Origin of the sequence: Vibrio sp. Y58_MX_L22 (assembly GCF_024181865.1) — a bacterium.
In the GTDB taxonomy this organism is placed as follows: domain Bacteria; phylum Pseudomonadota; class Gammaproteobacteria; order Enterobacterales; family Vibrionaceae; genus Vibrio; species Vibrio alginolyticus.
On sequence record NZ_JAMZAN010000002.1, the window covers coordinates 213,899 to 238,136 of the forward strand.

22 protein-coding genes are annotated in these 24,238 nt (G+C 43.2%); 5 read left to right on the plus strand and 17 right to left on the minus strand.

The window, feature by feature from the left end; translation table 11 throughout:
• Position 1: 1 nt before the first annotated feature.
• The 6 genes from tagF to tagH are packed head-to-tail and all read right to left on the minus strand — an operon-like array spanning position 2 to position 8,525.
• A complete protein-coding gene (gene tagF / locus NL626_RS06170) occupies positions 2-697 on the minus strand; it encodes a type VI secretion system-associated protein TagF (protein ID WP_005387528.1) in 696 nt (231 codons plus the stop codon).
• Positions 679-4,197, minus strand: coding sequence for a type VI secretion system membrane subunit TssM (gene tssM / locus NL626_RS06175; protein WP_154203881.1), 3,519 nt, complete (start codon positions 4,195-4,197; stop codon positions 679-681). Before tssM ends, tagF begins: the two co-directional genes overlap by 19 nt.
• Positions 4,198-4,213: 16 nt before the next feature.
• Entirely contained in the window at positions 4,214-5,506 is a 1,293-nt protein-coding gene (gene tssL / locus NL626_RS06180; protein WP_053303683.1) for a type VI secretion system protein TssL, long form, read from the minus strand.
• A gap of 11 nt (positions 5,507-5,517) precedes the next feature.
• Positions 5,518-6,843, minus strand: a complete 1,326-nt coding sequence (tssK, locus tag NL626_RS06185; RefSeq protein WP_080276943.1) for a type VI secretion system baseplate subunit TssK — start codon at positions 6,841-6,843, stop codon at positions 5,518-5,520.
• Between the two features lie 21 nt (positions 6,844-6,864).
• Positions 6,865-7,320 carry a type VI secretion system lipoprotein TssJ gene (gene tssJ / locus NL626_RS06190; RefSeq protein ID WP_017820223.1) on the minus strand — a complete coding sequence of 152 codons (456 nt, stop codon included), beginning with the start codon at positions 7,318-7,320 and terminating at the stop codon, positions 6,865-6,867.
• A gap of 11 nt (positions 7,321-7,331) precedes the next feature.
• Positions 7,332-8,525, minus strand: a complete 1,194-nt coding sequence (gene tagH, locus NL626_RS06195) for a type VI secretion system-associated FHA domain protein TagH (protein ID WP_238854900.1) — start codon at positions 8,523-8,525, stop codon at positions 7,332-7,334.
• Between the two features lie 312 nt (positions 8,526-8,837).
• On the opposite strand from tagH, the gene NL626_RS06200 reads away from it, so the two are divergent.
• From NL626_RS06200 to NL626_RS06210, 3 genes are all read left to right on the plus strand, one after another.
• The gene (locus NL626_RS06200; RefSeq protein WP_238854899.1) at positions 8,838-10,988 is read left to right on the plus strand and encodes a serine/threonine-protein kinase; all 2,151 of its coding nucleotides are present in this window, start codon (positions 8,838-8,840) and stop codon (positions 10,986-10,988) included.
• 446 nt (positions 10,989-11,434) lie between these two features.
• The gene (locus NL626_RS06205; RefSeq protein ID WP_025767707.1) at positions 11,435-11,770 is read left to right on the plus strand and encodes an Hpt domain-containing protein; all 336 of its coding nucleotides are present in this window, start codon (positions 11,435-11,437) and stop codon (positions 11,768-11,770) included.
• 34 nt (positions 11,771-11,804) lie between these two features.
• A complete protein-coding gene (locus NL626_RS06210; protein WP_025767706.1) occupies positions 11,805-11,996 on the plus strand; it encodes a hypothetical protein in 192 nt (63 codons plus the stop codon).
• A gap of 70 nt (positions 11,997-12,066) precedes the next feature.
• Here the strand turns inward: NL626_RS06210 and NL626_RS06215 are convergent, their stop codons facing one another.
• The 4 genes from NL626_RS06215 to NL626_RS06230 all read right to left on the minus strand — a co-directional run bounded on the left by NL626_RS06215 (position 12,067) and on the right by NL626_RS06230 (position 14,863).
• Positions 12,067-12,528 carry an ATP-binding protein gene (locus NL626_RS06215; RefSeq protein ID WP_054730369.1) on the minus strand — a complete coding sequence of 154 codons (462 nt, stop codon included), beginning with the start codon at positions 12,526-12,528 and terminating at the stop codon, positions 12,067-12,069.
• A complete protein-coding gene (locus tag NL626_RS06220) occupies positions 12,509-13,738 on the minus strand; it encodes a PP2C family protein-serine/threonine phosphatase (protein ID WP_054730367.1) in 1,230 nt (409 codons plus the stop codon). Before NL626_RS06220 ends, NL626_RS06215 begins: the two co-directional genes overlap by 20 nt.
• A gap of 29 nt (positions 13,739-13,767) precedes the next feature.
• The gene (locus tag NL626_RS06225; protein WP_005375908.1) at positions 13,768-14,028 is read right to left on the minus strand and encodes a hypothetical protein; all 261 of its coding nucleotides are present in this window, start codon (positions 14,026-14,028) and stop codon (positions 13,768-13,770) included.
• Positions 14,029-14,248: 220 nt separating this feature from the next.
• On the minus strand, positions 14,249-14,863 hold the full coding sequence (locus NL626_RS06230) for a glutathione S-transferase family protein (RefSeq protein ID WP_005375905.1): 615 nt from the start codon (positions 14,861-14,863) through the stop codon (positions 14,249-14,251).
• Between the two features lie 284 nt (positions 14,864-15,147).
• Here NL626_RS06230 and NL626_RS06235 point away from each other — a divergent pair, with 284 nt between their 5' ends.
• Both NL626_RS06235 and NL626_RS06240 read left to right on the plus strand, forming a co-directional pair.
• Positions 15,148-15,723 carry a TetR/AcrR family transcriptional regulator gene (locus tag NL626_RS06235; protein WP_005375904.1) on the plus strand — a complete coding sequence of 192 codons (576 nt, stop codon included), beginning with the start codon at positions 15,148-15,150 and terminating at the stop codon, positions 15,721-15,723.
• A 1-nt stretch (position 15,724) separates the two neighbouring features.
• Positions 15,725-16,129 (plus strand): PPC domain-containing DNA-binding protein, encoded by a 405-nt coding sequence (locus tag NL626_RS06240; protein WP_253657113.1) that lies wholly within the window; start codon positions 15,725-15,727, stop codon positions 16,127-16,129.
• Between the two features lie 98 nt (positions 16,130-16,227).
• Here NL626_RS06240 and nirD read toward each other — a convergent pair whose 3' ends face one another.
• The 7 genes from nirD to NL626_RS06275 all read right to left on the minus strand — a co-directional run bounded on the left by nirD (position 16,228) and on the right by NL626_RS06275 (position 24,182).
• Positions 16,228-16,563 (minus strand): nitrite reductase small subunit NirD, encoded by a 336-nt coding sequence (gene nirD, locus NL626_RS06245; RefSeq protein WP_253657114.1) that lies wholly within the window; start codon positions 16,561-16,563, stop codon positions 16,228-16,230.
• Positions 16,564-19,083, minus strand: coding sequence for a nitrite reductase large subunit NirB (nirB, locus tag NL626_RS06250; RefSeq protein ID WP_253657115.1), 2,520 nt, complete (start codon positions 19,081-19,083; stop codon positions 16,564-16,566).
• Between the two features lie 10 nt (positions 19,084-19,093).
• Positions 19,094-19,930: an ABC transporter ATP-binding protein gene (locus NL626_RS06255; RefSeq protein WP_005450080.1), complete on the minus strand. Its 837-nt coding sequence runs from the start codon at positions 19,928-19,930 to the stop codon at positions 19,094-19,096.
• An 11-nt stretch (positions 19,931-19,941) separates the two neighbouring features.
• Entirely contained in the window at positions 19,942-20,907 is a 966-nt protein-coding gene (locus NL626_RS06260) for an ABC transporter permease (RefSeq protein ID WP_005375889.1), read from the minus strand.
• 72 nt (positions 20,908-20,979) lie between these two features.
• On the minus strand, positions 20,980-22,344 hold the full coding sequence (locus NL626_RS06265; RefSeq protein WP_253657116.1) for a CmpA/NrtA family ABC transporter substrate-binding protein: 1,365 nt from the start codon (positions 22,342-22,344) through the stop codon (positions 20,980-20,982).
• Between the two features lie 265 nt (positions 22,345-22,609).
• Positions 22,610-23,191, minus strand: a complete 582-nt coding sequence (locus NL626_RS06270) for an ANTAR domain-containing response regulator (RefSeq protein WP_253657117.1) — start codon at positions 23,189-23,191, stop codon at positions 22,610-22,612.
• A 73-nt stretch (positions 23,192-23,264) separates the two neighbouring features.
• Positions 23,265-24,182, minus strand: coding sequence for a dienelactone hydrolase family protein (locus NL626_RS06275; protein WP_253657118.1), 918 nt, complete (start codon positions 24,180-24,182; stop codon positions 23,265-23,267).
• Between the last annotated feature and the right edge of the window lie 56 nt (positions 24,183-24,238).

The following is a 24,238-nucleotide window of genomic DNA, read 5'->3' on the forward strand; positions in this document are numbered from 1 at the left end:
CCTACCAATTCCACTTTTTCCAGCCGCCATCAAGCATGGCTGAAAACTGACCAATTGAAGGAAATCCACTAGTAATGAACATGCATGGTTCAACCTTCGTTGAACCTTCAGTCCACCAAAAACATGGTTTACTCAATTTTTCTTTAATGAGGTAATTCAAAAGCGTATTTTGATCAGTATTGCCGTGATCATGAAAAACTGTAGATATTTGGCTTTGATAAAGAAACTCTAGAGGCCTCACTTCACTTGTTACATTCGCAACGAGGTCATTTTTTTCTTGAGTACTCTTATGCCAAACATCAAAGACAAAGTCGTCCTCAAGTACTGAAAGAGCAAGAGCGGCACTGTCCTCTGTCCAAGCTCTGTCACCCCAATATTGCGCAGCTTCACCTTTTACGGCACGAGCTATAGTAAAGAAAAAGTATCTACCGCATGCATCAACACTAGGAATCATGCTACCAATGTAGGTTGAGTCTTCTAAATAGCTAATATCCAAAGCAAAGTGCCACACAGGAGCCGTTAAAAAGTGCTCATTCCAGCTTTCACCCAGTTGTTCCCTGCTGACTGCAATAACCGCCTGTTGCCAATCATGCCAACGCTCCGAGAAATCTTGTGATAAACCATCTTTCACAAAGTCCCCTTTTGCAGGCATTTTACCGATATAGCCCCAGCCTGATGTTATAAGGTTCGTGGACATCTGAACCTCTCCATTTCATTTGACCAAAACGGATTAATGGCACTGGAAGGAATAAGCTCTAGCTGCACCTTATTTCCCTTTAAATCAATCATAACTATATTGTCTTTACGCGATTCTGGCCTTGCTTTAAGTGATTGATCCAAAAGCTTGAATATGCCCCACTCACCTTCATAGGTATGCGCAATTTCGCGTTTAGATTCAGGTGGTGTGAACACAATTCGAGTCTGATCTTGACCGGCAGGCCAACTCAACGATTTAGCTCTTGCTGGTCCATGCTTATAAACCAAATCTTGTCCACCCAACTCTAAGACAAATCGAGTAATGTGCTGGTCTAGATAAACAGGCTTCATCCCAAACTCTACGCGTAAGGAATTATCAGATTCAAAGAAAGACTGCCTGATACGTTGCGCTCTTTGAAAGACCATTAGTGTTTCTGGACGAACTCCAATTTCCTTTTCTAATCGCCAACGACTTTTCGAAGTATCCACAAACGGTTCGAGGTATTCTTGGAAGAATGCGTCAAGCGTACCTCCATAACCAAAGAATCGCTTAAAGTCTTTCAATCTAACTTCTCTGCTCGCGTTGGGCTCGAATGGATATCTGCCAGCAATAGTCCGCTGATAAGGGCGGACCACCTGTGTTACCCAAAGTTGATTTAGATGATCCTTCGAACCGCTCTCCGCAAACTTAACCGACTCTTGAGAAAGCTCACCTAGCCATTGATTAAATGGTCTCGGCAAAAGTTCTTTAGCACGAGCAAAGGAAGCTGCGACATCTTGTGTAACGGTTCCATCTAAAATACTTTTGTAGGCAATTTTCTGATTGTTACCAGAGCTTGATAAGTCACTTAAATACGAACGCAAGTTAACCATTGCTTGTTGAATATCATCAAAGTCTTGCTCACCAAGGCGTAAGATCTCTGAAAAATGCGATTCGACTTCTTTACCTGGCAGAGCAACATTGAAACCGTTTTCTTCAGGTAAATACATGTCTAGTCTATCTGCCGTATTTGAAAACTTAACTTTGGCAACTTTACCAGCAACTTCAGAAGCGGCTTTTTGATTTTCTGACAATGATACTTTTGATAGAGCAACCTCTTTTTGGATTGCTCTCAACAAAGATTCGATTGGTCTTTCAACTCCAGATAAAACCCTCGCTTGCTCTGTCGCAAGTTCTAGGCTCGGAGCCTGCTTCAATTGAATATCTTCGATCAACGTTTTCCATTCATTAACATAATCTTGATAGTATCGTGACTGAACGCCTTGGATGGCACTATCTTGATCAATTTCATGAGCCTTAAGATCGTCACCATAAACCCAGTTCTCTTCCATTAGGCTTTTTACTGTACGGTTGATCTGAATCTGAAAAATGCTATGAAAACCATTGTACGTGTAGAAGCCCGAAATGCCTTGTGATAGCGGTTTTCCACTAGCTCGCTCGAACTGCTCAAGCCCTTTAGGTCCCAATACATCAGTCAAGCGAAATGAAGGTACATGACTCTTAGAAAATTGTATTTTCATTCGCTGATAAGCACGTTCAGGTAGAGACATTTGAGTCAACACTTCTCGAGCACTCGTCACAGCAGCAGTGTTGTAAGTAAAGCCTTGTCCATCGTTGCCTAATAAATATTGAGTGTGCTGTAACAAGCGTCTTCTTAAGTCTGCGTTTAGCTCACCCGGATATTGACGTTCGAAATAAAAGTTAAACCAAGCCAACACTTCATCTTGTTGATATTTGTCTGGATTGAATAACATCAAATACGTTTTTAACGTTTCGTACAAATACTCACGATGCTGTTGATTGCTCTCCATTTCTGACACCAGGCTATCAAGAAGCAAAGGGGCGTAATATTGGGTCAAAGCATCAGAATATGCATTGCTTGCCGCCTGAGATACTTTGTCTCCTTGATAGAGACCAAACCTCTTTACAGAGTCGGCATCACCGTAGTTGCTTTGCTTTCCGAGAGGAAGCGTCATCAACCTATCTAATGTTTCTACAGCTGAAACAATATCCGCTTCAAAATCTAAACTTTGAGCGCCAATCATTGCATCAATATGGCTAGCTTGTTCATTGGTGTCGACAATTAACTGTGAGTTCCACTTATAACTCATAAACCAAAGCGAAGAAGCTCCGAGCAGTAGCGTTGTACATCCAATGTAAACACCTCGACGCATCCAACCTGACTGCTTTTGATAGTGACGATTAACTGTTCCTAACAGTTGCTCTTTGAAAATAACCTTGTCAAAAAGATTCTTTACGAAATAACTATGAGAACCAGTCTGACTCTTTGCTAGAGCTAATCGATTTAACCCAAGTCCATTGGTTGATTCATTCATCAGCTTATCGACTGGTAAGCCTTCTTGGACCGAACTCAACATAAACACACCACGAATCAAGGCAGGCTCTTCAAAACTGTTTTGTGCAAAAATTTCAGCTAAAAACTCGTCAAGATTAGCTTGTAGCACTCTTAATTGCTTTGGAAATTCAAAGATAAGCGCGCGTTTATCTAAATCGTCCTCTGTTTCAAGTATTCTAAGCATACGGGCATCAAGGCGCTCCAACATGCCATGAAATTCTTTGTTGAATAGAGAAATAACGCCTCTTTCATCATCCACTTCACGAGGGAACATGAAACCAAATAATTCCTCTCGCTCTTCCTTACTTAAATCGGCAAAGAACTCATTGAAACCGGCAACTAAATCCATTTTGGTGAGCAGTACGTAAATCGGAAACTGCATGCCTAACTGGTTTTTCAGTTCTTGAAGTCTCGACTTAATTGCTCGAGCATGAAGACTTCGCTCGGTTCGAGTCTGAGACATCACGCTGGCTAAACTTATCGTAACAATCGCACCATTAATTGGTCTTTGCGTTCTATACTTTTTCAACAATCCTAAGAAACCATGCCACGCTTTAGAGTCGACCTTTTCTTGACTGTCTTGTGTCGTATACCGGCCAGCCGTATCTATAAGAACTGCTTTATTTGCAAACCACCAATCACAGTGGCGAGTGCCGCCTACACCGGCAATAGAGTCAGAGCCAAGGCTGTCTCCTAATGGAAACTCTAACCCCGACTGCTTTAATACGGTTGTTTTCCCCGTTCCAGGAGGGCCAATCAACACATACCACGGTAAGTCATACAAGCTTCTCTTGCCTTTGTGTGTTTTTGTCACTACTTTGACAGCTTGCTCAATACGCTCGCGCATTAAGTCAATTTCACTTGCCGCTTCTTTATCTGATTGGCTATCAACCTCAAGCAACGTTTGAATACTTTCGTCTTCTTTCACCTTTTGCTTATGCTGCTTGGTAACGTTAAATATCGCCCAAAGCAACACCAACACTAGAATAGTGACTAGCCGTTGAAAGTCACTCTTTAGGGGCTCATATCCCGCTATCGTAATAAGTGGACCAACAACCCAAATGAAAATAGAACAAGCAGCGACACCGATAAGACCGAGAAACCATCTTTGAGTAAATATTCTGCCAATTTCTTTAATACGCATCTCTATCTACCTATTATTAATTCGCGACAAGAAGGTCGATTTCAATCCGGCGGTTAATAGCTCGGTTTTCATCACTACTGTTTTCAACTAATGGTCTTGCATCCCCCAATCCCTCGGGTATCACTCGCCCTTCTAATGCACTATTCGAGATCAGTTGTTCAGACATAGCAGTGGCTCGAGCTAATGATAGGTGCCAGTTCGAGGGATATTTACTCGTGAAAATAGGCCTATCGTCGGTGTGACCAGTAACAATGATCTTGCCTTGGGTCGACTCCAATGTTCTCGCAAGCTTAGAAATAACGGGTTGGATGTAAGCGACAACATCAGCACTACCTGATTCAAATAGATCTTGAGACTTTAACGAAATTCTTACCCTGTCTTGCAGCGGCTCAACATTGATTAGCCCCTTACCGATCTCAGTTGCTAGATACATTGAAATCTTTTCTGCAATTGGCGCTGATTTTGATTCTGACGTTGCATCTTGGTTAAGTTGTTGCGGTTGAATCAAATTGACTAATTGAGAAAAGGTGCGATTGGATGCCTTATTTAGCTCATAGCTAAAATACATATATATGCAGACCAATAATGCCGCCGTTACAGAACATACAACCCAAAGAGGGGCTCTATCAGAAGCTTTTGAGCCATTCAAAATGTGTTGGTCGATACTATTACTTAGCTCCTGAGGGACTCCTCTCCCATAAGACTTAAGAGTAGCAATAACCTGTCTTCTCAATTTCCGGTGCGATTCTAGTCCATTTTTTTCTAAACGGTATTGACCCAGAAACCCGAGAGATAAGCACACATACATTAGTTCAAGCAAATCTAAGTTCGCATCTGGTTTCGCCATGCACTTATCAAGATGCTTAAAGAACGCTTCCCCACCTTGACTGCTAGCATAGAAGGAGCTAAGTAATGAATCGTGACTCCAGAATGAACTCCCACCCCAATTGGAGTTAAGGACAACTTCATCTAGTGAACAGCATAAACAATAACGAGCTGTATCAATGGTATCCAAATCAACGTCATGCTGACGTAATCGGTTCTCATAATCTCTAAGCTTTTGTGCCAATGTCTCTTTTAGAAACAACGGATCGGAATGAGTCGCTGTCGACCGAATTTGACCGATAATAGATAACAGGCCATTCGCCTCTGCTAGTAGAGAGTTATTCCCATAAGCGACCACTGAATCATTGTTCACCAATTCAGGGCTTTTTGAGATAACTACGGTATTATCCAGTGACTTTTCTGATTGTGGTTTCGATGCGGGTGCTCTTCCACCCGGTGTTGGTTTTACGATCGTTTGTTCCATACTGAGCGCGCCTATTGATTAATACTCCAAAGCTCAAGTTCAGCATTCGGAAAATGCCCTGATAGGTGAAGCGCAATACCGCCACTATCTTTTAGCCTCATCCAAAATGGCCCTTTCTTGACAACTTCGAAATAGACATAGCCCGTTTGGTAAGGAATCTGTCTCGGGACGACACTCAACGGCACTACGTTTATACCGTTGATCTGATTATTAATTAGATCGCGAATCTGTTCTGCGGGGCCAAACTTGAGTTGCGCTGGGACCAGGCGTCTTATTTCATCTGTTGTGGTATCTGCTTTAATTGCTAGCACAAATTGGCATGACTCAAGCAAGCGTTTATCTGGAAGTGGCGTCACTTGAATACCGTACTGGCGAGGCTCCAACGGAAGTTTGGTCGCAGTTTGGTCAAGAACAACACTGAGGTACTGACTGAGTATCTGATTCAACTCGCTATAGACACTTGATACATCTAAGTGATCATACGCAAGCAAACTTGGGACTCTTTTAGTTTTATTAGAAAAAGTGGCTAACTCACCAATGTAACCTTTAAGTGTCGTCGCTAATTCCAGTGGATGTAACCTATCTAACTCACTGAAATGCTTTAACTTAGCCTCATATCGGTTCAGCATTTGGAGCATGATGAAATCAACAGCAGATGCCGATGCAGATTTACCCTTAATCAAGCGCTGCGCAATAACGTCAGCACGCATCTTTGTCATCGCGATAACGTTACGTAGATAGGCTGACATAACTTTGTCGCTAAGGAGATTGATAAGCGGAGGAACGTACTCATCGTCTAGTATAACTTCCCCTTCAGGAGTTACCTCTTTGATCCTTAAGATAGGTAACTCCACATAACCCGCTAATTTGTCATTACTCGCTTTCAACTCTAGGTTAAGGGCTGCAACTTGGATGGTTTCCTCATCTTGTCCTGTAAGGTTATCTATCACGTCGATATCTTGAAGTACATAACGAGAGACGATCGATTCGCTTACATCCGAAACGTTTTTACCTGTAACACTTGAAAGAGGGAGAGTTATTTTTACTAACGTATTTTCAGTGTTTTTATCAATAAGTAGAGGCGAAACTGAATCGTTGGATATTAACGTATTAACCAACGTCATATCTGGCAAAACAGCTTCAAGATGCTCAAGTTCAATAAGACCATCTTTTAGCGCGTGTTTTTTTACTCGACATTTCCAAACTCCCCAATTGTAAGCCCCACCTAACTGATGTAAGCCCTTGAATTCTTGAGAGGTTGCGCGTTCTTGTTGTTGGAAGTGCTGGGGACGTAAAAACATTCCTTCGCACCAAGCCGTCTTGGAGTATTGCGTCATTTATAATTAGCCAACTAAACGTTATTTAACGACCAAAGACAGATCTTCTAACAATACTTGATATGTGTTGTAACCGGTCTTATCCACTTTAATGACTTGTCGCCAATTTGAGTTTTCAATATCTCGAAACGCGACGACAATGCCTAAATATTCTGTCTTTGGAGACATACTTGCTTGATATGTTTCTTTCTGACCTGGAGTTAATGAAACTTCATATTTATTCACTAAATCAGGTCCTAAGACTTTTTCACTTTCTTCATAAATAGAAAAAAAGTCCTGGCTTTCGAAAATGGTATTTGACGTTAATTCAAATACATACACCACTACAGGAGAAGGCCTGCCGTTTGAATCAGGATTAATGTTATGACTTGCTGCTATTTCTAAATCTGAGTATGGATCAACAACTAGGTTCGCTGCTGAGCACCCAAATAAAGCCATTGAAATTAATAACAAAATATATTGGTAAAACTTTTTCATCACCCTAATTCCTAGCCTTTGTTTTTTAATGCTAATTCATAGTGCTTAGCGAAGTCTTCTAAATAGAACGGAGACTCTTTATTGATAATATCATCGGATAGCTTTTCATGAATATCCTCAAACCTCTTCCAACTTTGAGCATATTTTCTAGCTGGAATAACCTTATTAATAACCGTGTCTTTCGCTAAAGCATCTGAGTATATAGAAGTAGGTTCAACAAGTGACATAACACTTGAAACCGTACCTTCAACACCTTTCATTAAGGCTTGCTCATGACTTTCGATGTCATTAAATGCTTCTTTAATGGCTGCATTCGGCTTTAAGAAGCTAGCAGCTTGACGGTTATATAAGTTATGAATCGCATCTTCTAAGTTTGCAGAAAACTTTAAAGGGTTATTTTCTGACTTACGAAATGCGGTATGACTAAGTCGATTTGTTTGTTTAAACACTGCTCTGTTATGCAGTGTTTCCATTAAGCCAACTAGCATCAAAGAAAATGACTCCCCCAGTTGTTCAAACCATTCCTCTCGGTTATCGCTGGGAATCATCATTGGATCTATACCCACCCCTCTAACAAAAGCCGCAAGTTCACCCCCATTGGTATCAAAGTTGGGAGTCGATAGGTGCTCTGATTGTCGGTTAACTTTCGGTAAAGTTTCAGATACGGTGCTCTGTTTTTCGGGCTTTGGGATATCAATAAAATCATCGACTAAACCAATATCTAGCTGAAAGTCAGAAGGAACACTTTCGTTTAAGAGTTCACTAGCACTAAGGCCTAGGTCAACAAATTCCTCTTCCGATGGACTTGAGACTACTTCAGGGGGGGCGCTAGAAAGACTTTTGCTTGTCTCAAGACTGAATACATCTGTATCTGTTTGAACAGAAACTGAAATTTGATAATCCCCTAAGCTAACCATATCGTCATTGCTTAGTGCTATTTCATTTCCTTGACCCACAGGAGTTACAGCATTATTTACAAAAGTACCATTAGTTGAGAGGTCTTTTATCAAGTATTTGTCACCAAACTTAATCAGTTCTCCGTGGGTTCCGGATACCACTCTTTCAGGATCTGGTAGTGTCCAATCACATTGTTCAGACCTACCAAATGTAACCTTGGCATGTTCATCACTTGATTCAAACACGAACTCACTCTCAATCTCTGGAGTAAATTTGTGAAAACTTGTTATGGTTAAAACCAACTTCATGTAAACCTCGCCAAAGACCTGCTAGATATTATTTTTAATTTTATTATTAACTGCTTTCTTATTAACAGTAAGATTAATAAAAACCTTAATACTGCCATTGAAAATCATGCACGGAATAATGAATCATTTTTTTATCAAAGCAATCACGTATTGTTCAACAATTTTAATTATCCAACCAAGTTCAAATTTTTGACACTTAGACTTTCATCAATAAAAAAACGAATGTTAGTTTGGCCGAGAAATTCTAACATAATGACTTTTCATTGAGCAGAAAGGTATATATTCCCCCATCATTTATACGGAGTTCTTGTGATGGAAGACAGTAATAAAAACAATTCTATAAATAACAAAGAAAGCGGAGATAAAACTAAAATTGTAAAGACTCAAAAACGAGACAATGCAATTAAATCAACCAAACTCACTAATAATGAAACCTCCGTTAAAAATAAAAATGAAACAAATACAAAACTGTCTCAAAAAGAAAACACTCCGTTAGTTAATAAGAAAAAAAACAATAAAGATGACTCATTAAATAATAACAAAGATGTTATTAACGAAAGCTTAATAGGAACGACCGTTAAAAATCGGTATGAAATTGAGTCGGTTATTGGGCATGGTGGGCTTTGCGATGTTTACTTAGCTAAAGATAAGATTCTTGAATCTTCAGGTTCAGAAACACCCTACGTTGCGTTAAAAATATTACAGAAAGAGTTTGCTTCTCAACCAGAGACTGCACGCATGTTAATACGTGAAGCTCAACAAACTCAAAGGTTAAGCCACCCTAATATCATTAGGGTTTTTGATTTTGGTGTTGATGGCGAAATATACTTTTTAGTTATGGAGTATATTAACGGAGAAACATTAGAGAGTTTAATACAGCGTTCTAGGCCCCATGGGCTGAAGTTTAATGCAACTTTATCAATCCTAAATCAGGTACTCGATGCACTCTCATATGCTCACTCTCTTGGTGTAGTGCACGCCGACCTAAAGCCCGCTAATGTGATTTTAACGTCTGATGGTAACGTTAAGTTGCTTGATTTTGGTGTATCTAAAACTCATCAATTAAAGCAGGATCAATATGCGGCTAAACGTAAATCCGAAAATGTTGAAACGCTTGGTTATACTCCCAACTATGCATCACTCAACCTGTTATCCGGTAAGGAACCGAACTTAAGCGACGATATGTTTGCTCTATTTTGTATTGCTTACGAGTTATTGAGTTGCAAACACCCTTACGCAAGAACTCCAGTTAATGAAGCTCTCAAAAAGAAGATCAAGGTCTCTAAACCAACTAACATGCCTGCATCTAAGTGGCCAATATTTTCAAGCGTATTTTCAACTGGCATCATTCCGAACGAGCTGACCCCTGAGCAGTTGAAACACAAATTGAATATGCGCTATTGGCCTATCGCTAGCGGCGCGGCAGCGAGTATATTATTAGTTAGCGGCATAGTATTTGGTTATCAGCAGCAACAAGAAACCATCGCCACTTTGGAAAGCGTTATTAGCAAGCAAAATGATCAAATTGCCGGACAAGAGTGGCAGCTTGATACGCCAGCAGAAAAAAGTTTGGCACTGATTGATAGTGAAAAAAGCTTACATCCAGTCGTTAAGGCTGGCTTATTACGCTTACACAAGACCTATATTCTCAGCGAGTTTGAATCTGAAATTGATCAGGTTTTGAATTCTGATGCCAACAACTACCCGAATTATGATGAAATTGAGTCCATACTTGATAAAGCAAAAACCTACTACCCTGACTCACATAAAATAGAAGTTCTTGCCTTAGATATTCAGTCAAGCAAGCACTCCACGTTACTTTCGATAGCAAGGCAAATCAACAGTCAACTAGAAAAGTCTCGGTACAGTAAAGAAGATGGCAGTAAATCCATCTATGAGCTCAAGGATGAGTTAAATCAGATTCATCAAGGTTATCCTTTCACGCCAAGTTCGTTATCTAGCGATGTTTTCGGTCAGCACCTCACTGAAGCACTCCAAAAGAAAGACGCAGCTGCACTTGTTGCTCTTATTAAGGTTGGGAACACCTTCTTTTCAAACGTAGAAGAGCATCAAGAGAACTTACAGATAAGTAATGCGATGAAAGATGCAGTGCTGGAAATGAAATTGTATGAGACAGCGCTAGATTCCAACAGCCCTCTACCGTTTCCAGAAGATGCCGCTAGAATCCTGTTCCAAGAAGAGTTTGAAAACTTTTATTCTCGCCTAGAAAAGGCAAGGACGACAACTCATCTCGATAACTTAGTGAAGGATGTGGATCTGTTCTCGAAAAACTTTCCTATTGGTTTTCAGGATGTTAACGATTTAAGATTCAAAACTGCTGATAAATACTTACGCTTCTCCGATATATTACTTAATAAGCGAAGGACTTCAAGCGCAAGACGCGCTATGAAGAAAGCCAACGAGCTTATGAAGCAAATAGAACAGGACTCTAAGCAAAGCTAGTAATACAAAAGGGACGCGAGTCCCTTTTTTGCCGCAGATTACTTGCCAATATGCAACTAGATTGCTAATTTATACTTGTACTTAATGAGGAGAGTTAGCCTTGACTGAAGGAATAGTCAAAGTTGGCGAACGTCTGGCGTCCGTATGTAACGATAGCCTTAAACTAGGACTGCAAGACACTTACCGACTCGCCGTTTTACTTGGAAACGTCCCCTTTGCTACTTGTGTTAAAAACACACGAGTTGAAGTTTTTTCATCCCTACATTTCGACCATTGCCGTTTGGATATAAGTCAAAATATCTTTAACAATGACTTTCTTTTTGTAAGTTTATCTCAAGCGACAAGCAAACTATTTCTGCTCAAATACTGGTTATGCCATTCATACCTTCGGCTAAGCCTTCATTATCCGAAACATTCCTCTACCTCAACGTTTAATAGGGGTATACATGATTAATTTTGATGTTCTCAATACATACATGGATAACGACGTAGATCTGATCGTCACTGTTTTTTCTACATACCTTGAAGATCACACGAATGATATAGAGCGTATAGATGAGCTATATGCAAGCAGATGTTGGTCAGAACTCTATCTATTAGCTCATAGTTTAAAAGGCATTCTAGAGAGTTTCGGAGAAGACACCGCGGTCATTGCGTTTCAAAGAATAGAAGAAAAAACCAGAAACGATACAGCGCCAGATAGCTCAGATATAGCTATAGTTACTAAAGAGCTAGCTGCAATTAATCAACAAATCTTCGCTTACTTGAAGAATATGCAATAAAGAAATTCAAGGCTTAACTGGGGGAAATATGGCAATGAATAATAGCAATTTCAGGGAGTTGATTGAGTCTCTCAAAGACCTAACACCAACTCAAAAAAGGTACTTACTTAGCCGTACAAAGATGGCGCTAGATGATGAAAGTAATATGTTAAACATCAGTGATATTCTAACACCAGAAGAGTTGGAGGCGTTACTATCACCAGCACCAACAACGAATACAAAATAACAATGATATACAACGCAACCGTCAGATTAACGCTAGGGACCAAGTGAAGCAAATCGACTTTGCTTGGTTGTTAGTTTCTCTCCCAATTCCTTTTCACGACAACAAACGTATTGTTTTCGAAACCTTTTTCCAATTTAAACAGGTCAGATAATTGAGCGACTAACATCAGTCCGCGACCAGAGGAGGACCAACTATCGTCATCCATTAAGTTAGGTGCCTCAATCTGTTTATTTTTATGTTGGGTGAACGTCTTTTCATTGATCGGCGCTCCGCAATCAGAGACTCTCAGTTCCACGAAACCGGACACTTGGTCATCCCCAACCCTACACTCCACTTCAATTGGCAGGCCTTCTATTTCACTGTAAGAATGAATATAAGCGTTATTCATGAGCTCAACGACACAAAGCTCCAATGATTGAATTGCATTTAAGGGGATTTGATGACCCATCAAAAACCGAACAACGTCTTTGCTCGCACTTCGTGAGTGAGTAAGGGAGCTCCCGTAAGTTCGTTTAAATTCGCTCTTTGACATTCTTTTCCTTAAAATCGAGCCTCTCACCATGCCATTTTACCTGTAAAAGGCTGGCATCATCATCAAACTCATCTTCGTTGTGCCAAGATTGTACTTTTTTAAAGACGTCTCCCACTTGATCTTCAACTGGCAGCGTGCAAACAGCTTTTATACTCGATGCCAATCGTTGTAGTGAAAACATCTCCTCACCCTGCCTCGCTTCAATCAAACCATCCGAATAAAGCCACAATGCATCGCCCTCATCTAGACTAATTTGGTTACCGCTATATTCCATCGGCTGCATTGCACCAACGATAAAGTTATCATCACCTATCTGCTCCATCGTTTTCGTACTCGCTCGCCAAACTAAGATCCTGGGGTGGCCAGCCGTGCAATAGCTAAGTTGCCCTGATTTTGTGTTAAGAATGGCGTAAGCCATAGTAAAGTAAAGTTGACTGTTTCTAGTTTGCTGATAACGCCGATTTAGCCGTTCAATCACAGATGCAGGCTCACTTACGCAATAGCCGTCATCTCTCAACTCCATCGTGATCGAATCAGGCCCCTGACTTTGAGATAGCGTCTGTTGAATAGAAAAAGCCATCAAAGCTGAAGAAATACCATGACCAGAAACATCAAATACATAAAACGCAACATGTTGTTCATCGAGCTCCAAATACCCCAACATATCACCACCAATCTGGGAGCATGGTTTGTAGACATAACTAAACTGTATATTTTGGATAGTTGATTCAGAAGGGAGTAGTTGCTCCATCAGATGACTCGCAGACTGTAGGTCTTGGTGGATTGTTTGATAGGCCGCATCTAGCTCTTTATTTCTCTCAACGAGTTTGTTGTGCAGTTCTAAAGTACGAAACCCCGCACGGATTCTGGCCTGAAGTTCCTCTACAGACGTCTTCTTATCTACGAAATCATCTGCGCCAGCATCAATGCCTTTCACGATCGAACTTTGGTCATTTCTAGAAGACAGTAGAACAAAGAAAATGTAACGTTCGCTAACTTTAGATTTTAATTGGCGACACAATTCAATACCATTAATTCCAGGCATCATTAAATCACTCAGCACAAACTGAATATCAGGGCGGTGGGTTAGCACTTCGAGCGCCGCTCGTCCGTCTTCAACAGCAAGCACTTCATAGCCTTGCTTTTCCAATGCACTGCTGATGTAAAGCAGTACTGTTTTACTGTCATCGACCAAAAGAATGGGTTTCATCTGCCTCCTTAAAGTGGTTGCTATACTGGCTAACGCAAAACACTAGTCACTGACTGCTCATTTCTAAAACGGCTGTAGTCTTCGGCTAATAATTGGTGTTGATATCGAGTGTAAGACAACGCTTCATTAGAAATTAGTATCTGATGCTCTTTTTCGATTAACTGACTTTGCAGCCTTTCAATCTGTTCATTCTGCTGTGTGTAATTGAGGTACAGTGCGAATAGACCAAAAACCGAAACCATTAACAGGGCTATTAGAATATTATTGATAGTTTTCACTTGAATATTCATGACCTCTCCTTGTCTATTATTAGACTTTCCATGATGAAAGAGAGCGTCTACGGACCAAGAGCTCGAGGCTCTAAAACGCAACGAAGCAAATTGAGGTTGTTTTTCCAATTATAGGCGATAGGAGAAAAAATAAGAAAAATCTGAAAAAATTTGAATATCCTGCTGAGTTAAGAATCGGTAAGGTAGTAGCAGCGAGCTATCATCCACTCGCTGCAATACATTAACTCTGAAATGCAGGTCTAGCTAAAATTTGGTTATACCATCGAGCAATGTTTGGCGACGTCGATAGCACATCAATTTCTAGGCCTTTAATTGCGAAACTGATCAAAATAAAGCCTGTTATATCGACAATAGTAAAATGGTCTACGGCGATAAAATCATTATGTTCAAGACGCTTGTCTAAGACAGGCAGAAATTCGTAGACGCGTTGTTTTGATTCTTCGCCCCATGCTTCAACGCAACGTTCTCTGTCTCCATAAACTCCGGTCATGTTTCGAAACGCCTGAAATGCCGCATTTAGTCCTTGGAACTCCACCACACGATGCCACATTTCCACCTGAGCACGTTCGAGCTGGTTAGCACCAAACAGCGCCAGATCATTTTCAAACGCTTCATCTAGGTAGCGACAAATCGCCACGCTTTCACAGATCGTCGTACCATCATCCAGTTCTAGTAGAGGCACTTTACCGTTCACGCTTTTCGATTTAAACGGTTCAGATAGGTTATCGCCCTCACGAACGTTCAGCGCAATTCGCTCAACCTCGCCACCGATTTCCTTTAGAAAAATGCTAACTCGCTTACAACTTGGAGTCATTGCGGTTTCATAGAGCTTCATTTCACATCCTTTTATCTTTTTCTAACCGATTGGTTAGGATATACTGTAGCCAGTTTATAAACGATCAGTCAAGAACTTCACTATCAAAAATTTTCAAACAGTTGTGGGGCTGTTTGCTGAGCGAGATTTTTGATGCCGTTTGTGAGTTCACATGAATTTGGGGGCTGATACCCAAGAATAGATGGGTATTCACCATATTGGTTCAGTTCGAACGCTAGAGGTTCTCTGTACCATCCCTCCAAAGCAATTTAATTACCCGATAAGCAAACCCAGGCAGGTAATTTATGGCAAGAAAAGCCAACTTCGACCGAGATGAAAAGCTTCTCGTGGCTATGGATGTGTTTTGGCGCAAGGGCTTTGCGAACACGTCTATCTCGGATCTCACCGACGAGTTGAACATCAACCGCTTCAGTCTTTACAACACCTATGGTGACAAGCAACAGCTCTACTACGAAGCGCTCGATACTTACTTAAAAAAGGTCTCGCTACCGTCACTGAATGATTTAGAAAAAGACGATGCGTCTTTACCTGAGTTGGAATCGTTCCTTAAATCTTTTGCTGAGCTGCAACGCAAACGCAACTGTGGGTGCTTTATTCAAAATGCGTTGATTGAGCACGCTGGCGAAGACGATGACGTACTGCGCAAAGGGCATTTTTTGTTTGACCATCTTATCGACATCATTGCGGATGCGCTGACCAATGCGCAGAAAGAAACCTTAGTGCCGAAAACGCTGAAACCAGAAGAACTCGCTCGTTTTGTTCTCAACAACATGCAAGGCATGCGCGTACTTGGCAAAGCCAAACGTTATGCAGACTTGGATACGGCGCTTTCCTGCTTGCTGGTTTTGATTAGGAAATAATATGTCGATTGAAGTGATAGCGGTACGCCTTACCAAAGGCATGGACTTAAAGCTGAGCCTAGCGAAATTGGTCGAGCAGCATGGTATCAAAGCAGGCTCGATTTCCTCATGCGTTGGCTGTATCTCTGACCTCAACGTTCGTTTGGCAGGTGCAGAGAGTACGTTAACCAAACAAGAGCCATTTGAAATCGTCTCTGTGATGGGAACACTAACGCCTGAGCATCAGCACGTTCATATCTCGGTGTCTGATCGTGATGGACTAGTTTGCGGTGGGCATTTGCTGGAAGGCACAGTGATTGATACTACCGCAGAATTGATCATCCATTCTTACTCAGAACTTGAGTTCACTAGAGCGATGGACGACTCGACTGGCTATACCGAACTACAAGTGAATCCTTCCAAATAGTAAAAAGCTCCAGAACCATACTGTGGTGTATCTGGAGCTTTATTCGCATGTCTCTCACGCGAAGAATTCACTCATATCGAGCAAGCTAACTTCGGAGATCACTCTTCGACTAAATAACAAACCTGATTATCGTCGACCATTACTTGCCACGTTTTTAGACAGTGCGCTTCGTCTTCTAAACACTGCCCGCTCTTTAAGCTGAAATGCTGTTTGTACAGTGGTGACGCAACACACATCTCTCCATCAATATCACCGACAATCCCTCGACTCATCACATAAGCCTTACCAATTGGATCCAAATCTTGAACGGCGTAAACACCGCTATCTGGAATGTAGAATAGCGCAACGTGCTCGCCTTCAATCAATACAGTAGCACCGATAAACGGCATTAAGTCATCAAGCTGACACAATTTCACTTTGGTTAAAGCTGCCATTTACACCTCCTGTTTCACTGGAATACGCTGACCGCGCACACGTTGGTACGGCAAGACTTTGCTGCCCGACGTGCTGTTCAAGAAAGGACGGAAGCGTTGCAATTTCTGAGGATTATCCAACGTACTCTTCCACTCACATTGATACGTATCTACGACTCGTGCCATTTGTTCATCCAAAGAATCACATAGGTTGAGAGAGTCATCCAAAATCACTTGTTTAAGGTAATCTAGGCCCCCTTCCATGTTCTCCATCCACACCGACGTGCGCTGCAAGCGATCTGCGGTGCTGACGTAGAACATCAATACTCGGTCGATCATGGTGATCAACTCTGATTTGGATAAGTCAGATGCAAACAAATCAGCGTGTCGTGGTCTCATGCCGCCATTACCACAAACGTATAGATTCCAGCCGTTTTCGGTGGCGATCACCCCAATGTCTTTACTTTGCGCTTCTGCACACTCGCGAGTACAGCCCGATACGGCAAACTTAAGCTTATGGGGCGCTCGCAATCCTTTGTAGCGGTTCTCTAACTCAATGGCTAACCCAACCGAATCATCAACACCATAACGACACCAAGTAGAACCGACGCAAGATTTCACAGTGCGCACCGATTTGCCGTAGGCGTGCCCTGTTTCAAAACCAGCATCAATCAAGGTTTGCCAGATTTCAGGAAGCTGTTCTAACTGCGCACCAAATAAATCTACGCGCTGACCGCCAGTGATCTTGGTGTACAGATCGTATTGCTGAGCAACTTCACCTAGCACGATAAGTTTGTCTGGTGTGATTTCGCCGCCCGGAACACGAGGCACAATCGAGTAAGAACCATCTTTTTGCAGGTTTGCCATAAAGGCATCATTAGAATCTTGCAGAGATTGATGCTGTGGCTCCATGATGTGTTCATTCCACAAAGAAGCAAACACAGATGCTGCCGTAGGCTTACAGATATCACACCCATACCCTTTGCCATGCAGTGCAATTAAGGTGTCAAAGTCTTTGATTTGTTCCACTTGGCAAATATGAAACATCTCTTGGCGACTGAGCTCAAAGTGCTCACAAAGGTGGTTGTTAACCTCTACCCCCATGGCTGCTAATTGAGTATCCAATACCGATTTGACCATATTGCTACAACCACCACAGCCAGTACCGGCTTTGGTGTTGGCTTTAAGGTCCGTCAGGTTGGTAGTGCCGGCTTGAATCTCGGCAACTAAGTCACCTTTTGTGACGTTGTGACAAGAACAGATGATGGCGCTGTCTGGCATCTCTCCATCAAGCATTCCGGTATCAAACAACAGGTTCGCGGCGTGGTCTGGTAGAACCGTTTTGTTCAAATAACACTGTAAGAGCGCATCGTAATCGCTGTTATCACCGACGAGAATCGCACCAAGTAATTGGTTACCGCTCGCATCAACCACCAGCTTTTTGTAGATGCCTGCGACCGCATCTTGCAAGACCATTTCTTGAGCACCTTCGGTTTGCATTTGTGCATCGCCGATAGACGCCACATCCACCCCAAGTAGCTTGAGCTTGGTGCTCATGTCTGCACCTTTAAAACCTTCGCTCGGCATCCCAGTCAAGACATCGGCAGTGGTTCTCGCCATGGTGTAACCGGGTGCGACTAAACCAAAGATCTTCTGCTCCCAAAGGGCACATTCGCCAATCGCGTAAATGTTCTCATCGCTGGTTTGGCATTGGTTATTAATCACAATGCCGCCTCGCTCGCCTATTTCTAGCTCAGCCAGCCTTGCCAACTCATCTTGAGGACGAATGCCTGCGGAGAAGACAATCACATCCACTTCGAGAGGATCTTTGTCTTTAAACACCATACGATGCTTAGCCGTTTCACCATCGCAGATTCGTTCCGTACCCGTTGAGGTGTGAACGGTTAGCCCTAGCGCTTCAATCTTCTCTTTTAGCACTAAGCCAGCACCATCATCTAACTGTACAGGCATCAGGCGAGGCGCAAATTCAATGACGTGAGTTTCTAACCCCAATAGTTTGAGTGCGTTTGCCGCTTCTAAACCCAATAAGCCACCGCCAATCACTGCACCTGTTCTTGCACCTTCACATGCCTTCTTGATTTGTGAAAGGTCATCAAGCGTACGGTAGACAAACACGCTGTCGCGGTCTTTACCTTCAATTGGCGGCACAAATGGGTACGAGCCGGTCGCGAGCACGAGTTGGTCGTAACCCAGCACATCTTCACCATCAAGCAGAATGCGCTTTTGCTCTCTGTCGATGCCTGTTACTTGGCTGCCAAGTACGAGTTGGATGCCATGCATGTCGTACCATTCTTGGTTACTCAGCATCAAATCATCATGAGACTTACCCGCAAACAAAGAGGACAGCTGTACACGGTCATACGCGATAAAGCGCTCTGCACCAATAACGGTAATTCGGTGCTCCAAATGCGCGTTTTTCTGCACTAATTGCTCGACGAGATGTTGCCCGACCATACCGTTGCCTACCACAACGATATGGCTCAATGCGTTCTTTACTGGAATCGTTAAAGGACTGTTCATCGCTGCCTCCTTATGCCGTTTGCGCTGCGGTTTTGGGTTTGTCTTCTTTCGAAGCAGGAATCTCGACTTTGGATTGCTTCTCGTAAAGGAACTTCAGCACCGCTTGTCGACACTTCTGATACTGCGCATCATCTGCCAGTGCGACACGCTCACGAGGGCGAGGTAGATTTACTTCTAACACTTCTCCAATGGTTGCTGCCGGTCCGTTAGTCATCATCACGATTTTGTCAGATAGCAGCACCGCTTCATCCACATCGTGAGTAATCATGATGACGGTGTTGTTTAGCTCGGCTTGAATCTTCATCAGTGCATCCTGCAAATGCGCACGAGTTAACGCATCCAATGCGCCAAATGGTTCATCCATCAACAAAACCTTTGGTTGAAGTGCCAGTGCTCTCGCAATGCCGACTCGCTGCTTCATGCCCCCAGAGATTTCATCCGGCTTTTTGTGCGCGGCATGCTGCATTTGAATCAGCTCTAAATAGTGATTCACTTGCTCCTGAATCCACGCTTTGCCCTTTTTGCCAGCAATTTGTTTTACTGCGAGCTCAACGTTTTGATATACGGTGAGCCAAGGCAACAATGAATGGTTTTGGAACACCACTGCGCGGTCAGGTCCCGGTCCAGCTACTTCTCGTCCATCGACGATCACGCCGCCGTCTGTTGGCATGTGCAGCCCTGCGACTAAGTTCAATACCGTTGATTTACCGCAGCCAGAGTGGCCAATCAGCGATACAAACTCACCTTTATTGATTTGTAAATCAACGTTCTTAAGCGCGATGAACTCGCCATCTGGCGTTGGGAATCGCATCCCTAAACGCGTTAGATCTAATAATGCTTTTTCCATGATCGTTTCCCTTATCTCAACGCTTGTTGTTTATTCCAAGACAGCCACTTTTGAAGTTGCAACATGCCTCTATCGAGCATCAATCCAATAAAGCCGATTGTGATGACAGCCACCATGATGCGCCCCAATGATGCTGAACTGCCGTTCTGGAATTCATCCCAAACGAACTTGCCTAACCCCGGGTTTTGAGCGAGCATTTCTGCCGCAATCAACACCATCCAAGCGATACCTAAAGAGAGACGTAAACCTGTGAAGATCATTGGAATGGCTGAAGGTAAAACGATAGTGCGAATGTGCTGCCACCACGAAAGTTGAAGCACTTTACTCACGTTGATTAAGTCTTTATCAACGCTCGTTACACCCACTGCGGTATTAATCAGCGTCGGCCATAAGCTACACAGCGCTACAGTGATCAGAGAGTTGATGAACGACTTAGCAAACATTGGGTCATCACTCACATAAGTGGCACTTACAACCATAGTGACGATAGGCAGCCAAGCTAAAGGTGATACGGGCTTGAGCAGTTGAATGATTGGGTTGAACGCTTGATACAGCCCTTGATTAAGACCAAGCACGATGCCAAGCGGAATCGCGATAACCGTCGCCAGCAAAAAGCCCGCAGTTACGGTCACTAAGCTTGTTATGATTTGGTCGAAGAACGTCGGTTTACCTGTGTAGGGACGAATCTTCACTTCCGCGTCCGGATTCTTGGCTAACTTCGCAGCATTACGTTTTTCCTGACGCTCGATAAACGCTTGTTCCTTTTCTCGCTCTTGCCAATGGTCATCGACAAGGTTGCTGAACTGCTGAAAAGTTTGCACAGGTCCCGGTAGCGTACCTAATGAAGTTTGCACTTCTCTCGCTGCTAAGTGCCACATTGCCAAAAAGATCAGCAAGCCAATGACGGGCAAAAGCACCAGCCGACTTCGGTTCACTACCTGCTTAGCAGGAAAAAGGGAAATGACATTACTAGACATACTCACTCCTAAGAAATTTACATCCTTGTTGCCACAAGCGAATTCCCTCGCCTGTGGCGTTTATCGTTATGGTTAAACCTTGTCTTTTCCTTTAAGCCCGATAGAGAACTTCTCTAGATATTTATTTGGCTCACGACCGTCATAAACGATGTTGTCGATAAAGTGTGTTTGTGGCGCACGAAAACCATCTTCAGCACTGAAATCTGGGAAGTCTTTTTTGCTCAACACACCATCTTCAATTAGCGCTTGAGCCGCTTGTTGGTAGATATCTGGACGGTAAACCTCTTTTGCGACATCCATGTACCAATCATCGGATTTCTCGCTTGAGATCTGTCCCCAGCGACGCATTTGGGTCAGGTACCAAATCGCATCGCTGTAATACGGATACGTGGCGTTATGACGGAAGAACACGTTAAAGTCTGGCACGTCTCGTTTGTCGCCTTTCTCGTATTCAAACGTGCCGGTCATTGAGTTGGCGATAACTTCGGCATCGGCTCCAACGTATTCGCTTTTTGATAGCATCTTCACTGCTTCATGGCGGTTGGCATTGTCGTTTTCATCCAACCAATGTGCCGCTCGAATCAAGGCTTTTACTACGCGAATGTGCGTGTTTGGATACTTCTCAGCCCAAGCTTTGGAAACACCAAACACTTTCTCTGGGTTGTTCTTCCATATCTCGTAATCGGTCACGACTGGCGTACCAATGCCTTTAAATACGGCTTGCTGGTTCCATGGTTCGCCTACGCAGTACCCTTTGATCGTGCCCGCTTCCATTGTGGCTGGCATTTGTGGTGGCGGTGTAACACTCAATAGAACGTCAGCATCCAACTGGCCACTGTTATCGCCTGATTCTGGGGCATAAAAACCTGGATGGATCCCACCCGCTGCCAACCAGTATCGCAACTCATAGTTGTGCGTCGATACAGGGAACACCATCCCCATGTTGAACGGTTTGCCTTTATCCAGATAGCTGTCGACCACAGGCTTCAGTGCATCCGCTTTGATTGGGTGAACTGGCTTGCCATCTGGTTGCTTTGGAATGTATTGCTTCATCTGCTCCCAAGTATCATTGGAAACCGTGATTGCGTTGCCGTTCAAATCCATACTGAACGCGGTAATCACTTCTGCTTTTGTGCCGACACCAATCGTCGCGCCCAATGGCTGACCAGCAAGCATGTGCGCGCCAGCAAGCTCACCATCGATGACTCGGTCTAAAAGCACCTTCCAGTTTGCTTGCGCTTCTAAAGTGACGTACAAGCCTTCGTCTTCAAAAAAGCCTTTCTCATAAGCAACCGCAAGCGGTGCCATATCGGTTAACTTAATAAAACCAAACTTCAGGTCTTCAATTTCTGGTTCACCCAACTCTGCCTTTACGCTGACCGTGGTGAATACCGATAACGAAATTGCTGACACTTTCAGCATCGAACTCCATTTCATTGGTTTGCTCCCATAAAAAAAGCGCCACTACTCCGAAGAGCAGTAGCGCCGTTGCTAAGTCTACAATTACCGCCGTTGATAATTGAGATAAGCGATTCAACAATAAACCCAATTCTTCTAATCCAATTACTGTGCCAACTTATTTTTCACAGTAAATACAATAGATTAGTATATCTTGCCGTTTGTTATTCCCTGTTATTGCTTGCTGATAGTGCAACACGCACCACGTTAGAAAACGCACTATAACCCCAAAGTGGTAGAACGACTAATCAAGCACCTCCAAAGTAGTTATCAAATTCTTGGCAACTTGTGCGAGCGTTTGGCTCGATTGCATGGCTGAATTTCTTAGCGCTTTATAAGCCTGATCTTCATCAACGCTGTGCATCTTCATCAGAAGACCTTTCGCTTTTTCCACCAGCTTGCGCTCTTCAATCTTATTGGTCAGTAATTCAATTTCCGATTGCATACTTTCGAATTTCGCTCTCACTAATGTCGCATGTTCAATCCAAGGTTGAAGTGCAAACTCACTATCGTGCGGCATGAGCACATAGTCCATTTTTTCTGATAACCGATTGATATCATTGGATGATAATTGCTTTAAGACGATAAGAAGTGGTGCCGATTTTCTGCGGCAGAAATCGACGATCAAACGCAGTTCCGCGGTTGGTTGCTGCCATCCAACCACAACGCTTGCTGACGGTTCTCGCTGCATAAGCGTTTCTAATTGTGCCAATTGGCAACCCATAATGTTGTCGTAATCTTTGCTCAATAAGCCGGACAATCGAGCCTGCTCTTGGAGGCTATCACAGCATACTATGATGGGTGTTTTTGACGTTGATTGAGTCATGCACATTCCTTGTTTATATCTCACTCACTAAGAGAGACATAACAAGGAATGTGCCAACTAAAGTAGACGCGTTTTAACTAGAGGCGAGATGTTCTTTGAAGAAGCCGAGTGTGCGCTCCCAAGCGAGTGCTGCTTCTTCCGGTGCGTAGCGTGCTGTTGAGTCGTTATGGAAGCCGTGGTTGACGTTCTCATACATTAACGCTTGATACTGTGCGTCGGTTGCGATCAATTGCTGCTCATAAGCAGGCCATGTGTCGTTAACACGTTTATCGAGCCCTGCAAAGTGAATCATCAATGGCCCTTTGACTTGCTTTTGGATCTCTTGCGCCGCGGGTGTTCCATAGAATGGCACACCTGCATCGAGTTCTTCTGGCATAACTGCTGCAAGCATGTTGACAATGTATCCACCGAAGCAGAATCCAACCGCGCCCAATTTACCGTTACCACCCTCGTATTGCTTAAGGAAGTTAGCCGCTGAAATAAAGTCTTGTTCGATCTTGGCTCTGTCCATCTCTTTCTGCATCGCGCGACCCTCATCGTCGTTCCCCGGATAGCCGCCGAGTGGATAAAGCGCGTCTGGAGCGAAAGCAATAAAGCCATCTTTTGCAAGTCGTCTTGCGACATCTTTGATATAAGGGTTCAGACCTCGGTTTTCATGAATCACCAACACGGTCGGCGATTTCAAGGTCTTCTTCTGTGGCATCACCAAATAACCACGCCCTTCTCCATGCCCATTTGGAGATGGAAAGGTTTCGTAAGTTGCTTTGATGTCAGGATCGTTAAATGAAACTTGTTCTGCGAGTGCGTAATTCGGGGTTAACGCATCGACCAGTGCTGTCATACTAAAGCCGAGCACAGCAAGGCCACCCAGCCTATTAAGAAACTCACGGCGCGTGATTTTTCCGTGGGCGTATTCGTCGTACCAATCGAAGGCTTCTTGCGGGATCGGGTGAGAAGCCTTTTCACTAGGAGTGGTATGCTTTAGAACCATTATCCATGTCCTCTGTGTCTTACCATATGGGAATTTCTCATTCTCAAAAGCGCAGC

Excerpts from the sequence above, each read along its gene's own strand:
- tagF (WP_005387528.1), bottom strand. The coding sequence starts at position 697 with ATGTCCACGAACCTTATAACATCAGGCTGGGGCTATATCGGTAAAATG.
- tssM (WP_154203881.1), bottom strand. The coding sequence starts at position 4,197 with ATGCGTATTAAAGAAATTGGCAGAATATTTACTCAAAGATGGTTTCTC.
- tssL (WP_053303683.1), bottom strand. The coding sequence starts at position 5,506 with ATGGAACAAACGATCGTAAAACCAACACCGGGTGGAAGAGCACCCGCA.
- tssK (WP_080276943.1), bottom strand. The coding sequence starts at position 6,843 with ATGACGCAATACTCCAAGACGGCTTGGTGCGAAGGAATGTTTTTACGT.
- tssJ (WP_017820223.1), bottom strand. The coding sequence starts at position 7,320 with ATGAAAAAGTTTTACCAATATATTTTGTTATTAATTTCAATGGCTTTA.
- tagH (WP_238854900.1), bottom strand. The coding sequence starts at position 8,525 with ATGAAGTTGGTTTTAACCATAACAAGTTTTCACAAATTTACTCCAGAG.
- NL626_RS06200 (WP_238854899.1), top strand. The coding sequence starts at position 8,838 with ATGGAAGACAGTAATAAAAACAATTCTATAAATAACAAAGAAAGCGGA.
- NL626_RS06205 (WP_025767707.1), top strand. The coding sequence starts at position 11,435 with ATGATTAATTTTGATGTTCTCAATACATACATGGATAACGACGTAGAT.
- NL626_RS06210 (WP_025767706.1), top strand. The coding sequence starts at position 11,805 with ATGAATAATAGCAATTTCAGGGAGTTGATTGAGTCTCTCAAAGACCTA.
- NL626_RS06215 (WP_054730369.1), bottom strand. The coding sequence starts at position 12,528 with ATGTCAAAGAGCGAATTTAAACGAACTTACGGGAGCTCCCTTACTCAC.
- NL626_RS06220 (WP_054730367.1), bottom strand. The coding sequence starts at position 13,738 with ATGAAACCCATTCTTTTGGTCGATGACAGTAAAACAGTACTGCTTTAC.
- NL626_RS06225 (WP_005375908.1), bottom strand. The coding sequence starts at position 14,028 with ATGAATATTCAAGTGAAAACTATCAATAATATTCTAATAGCCCTGTTA.
- NL626_RS06230 (WP_005375905.1), bottom strand. The coding sequence starts at position 14,863 with ATGAAGCTCTATGAAACCGCAATGACTCCAAGTTGTAAGCGAGTTAGC.
- NL626_RS06235 (WP_005375904.1), top strand. The coding sequence starts at position 15,148 with ATGGCAAGAAAAGCCAACTTCGACCGAGATGAAAAGCTTCTCGTGGCT.
- NL626_RS06240 (WP_253657113.1), top strand. The coding sequence starts at position 15,725 with ATGTCGATTGAAGTGATAGCGGTACGCCTTACCAAAGGCATGGACTTA.
- nirD (WP_253657114.1), bottom strand. The coding sequence starts at position 16,563 with ATGGCAGCTTTAACCAAAGTGAAATTGTGTCAGCTTGATGACTTAATG.
- nirB (WP_253657115.1), bottom strand. The coding sequence starts at position 19,083 with ATGAACAGTCCTTTAACGATTCCAGTAAAGAACGCATTGAGCCATATC.
- NL626_RS06255 (WP_005450080.1), bottom strand. The coding sequence starts at position 19,930 with ATGGAAAAAGCATTATTAGATCTAACGCGTTTAGGGATGCGATTCCCA.
- NL626_RS06260 (WP_005375889.1), bottom strand. The coding sequence starts at position 20,907 with ATGTCTAGTAATGTCATTTCCCTTTTTCCTGCTAAGCAGGTAGTGAAC.
- NL626_RS06265 (WP_253657116.1), bottom strand. The coding sequence starts at position 22,344 with ATGAAATGGAGTTCGATGCTGAAAGTGTCAGCAATTTCGTTATCGGTA.
- NL626_RS06270 (WP_253657117.1), bottom strand. The coding sequence starts at position 23,191 with ATGACTCAATCAACGTCAAAAACACCCATCATAGTATGCTGTGATAGC.
- NL626_RS06275 (WP_253657118.1), bottom strand. The coding sequence starts at position 24,182 with ATGGTTCTAAAGCATACCACTCCTAGTGAAAAGGCTTCTCACCCGATC.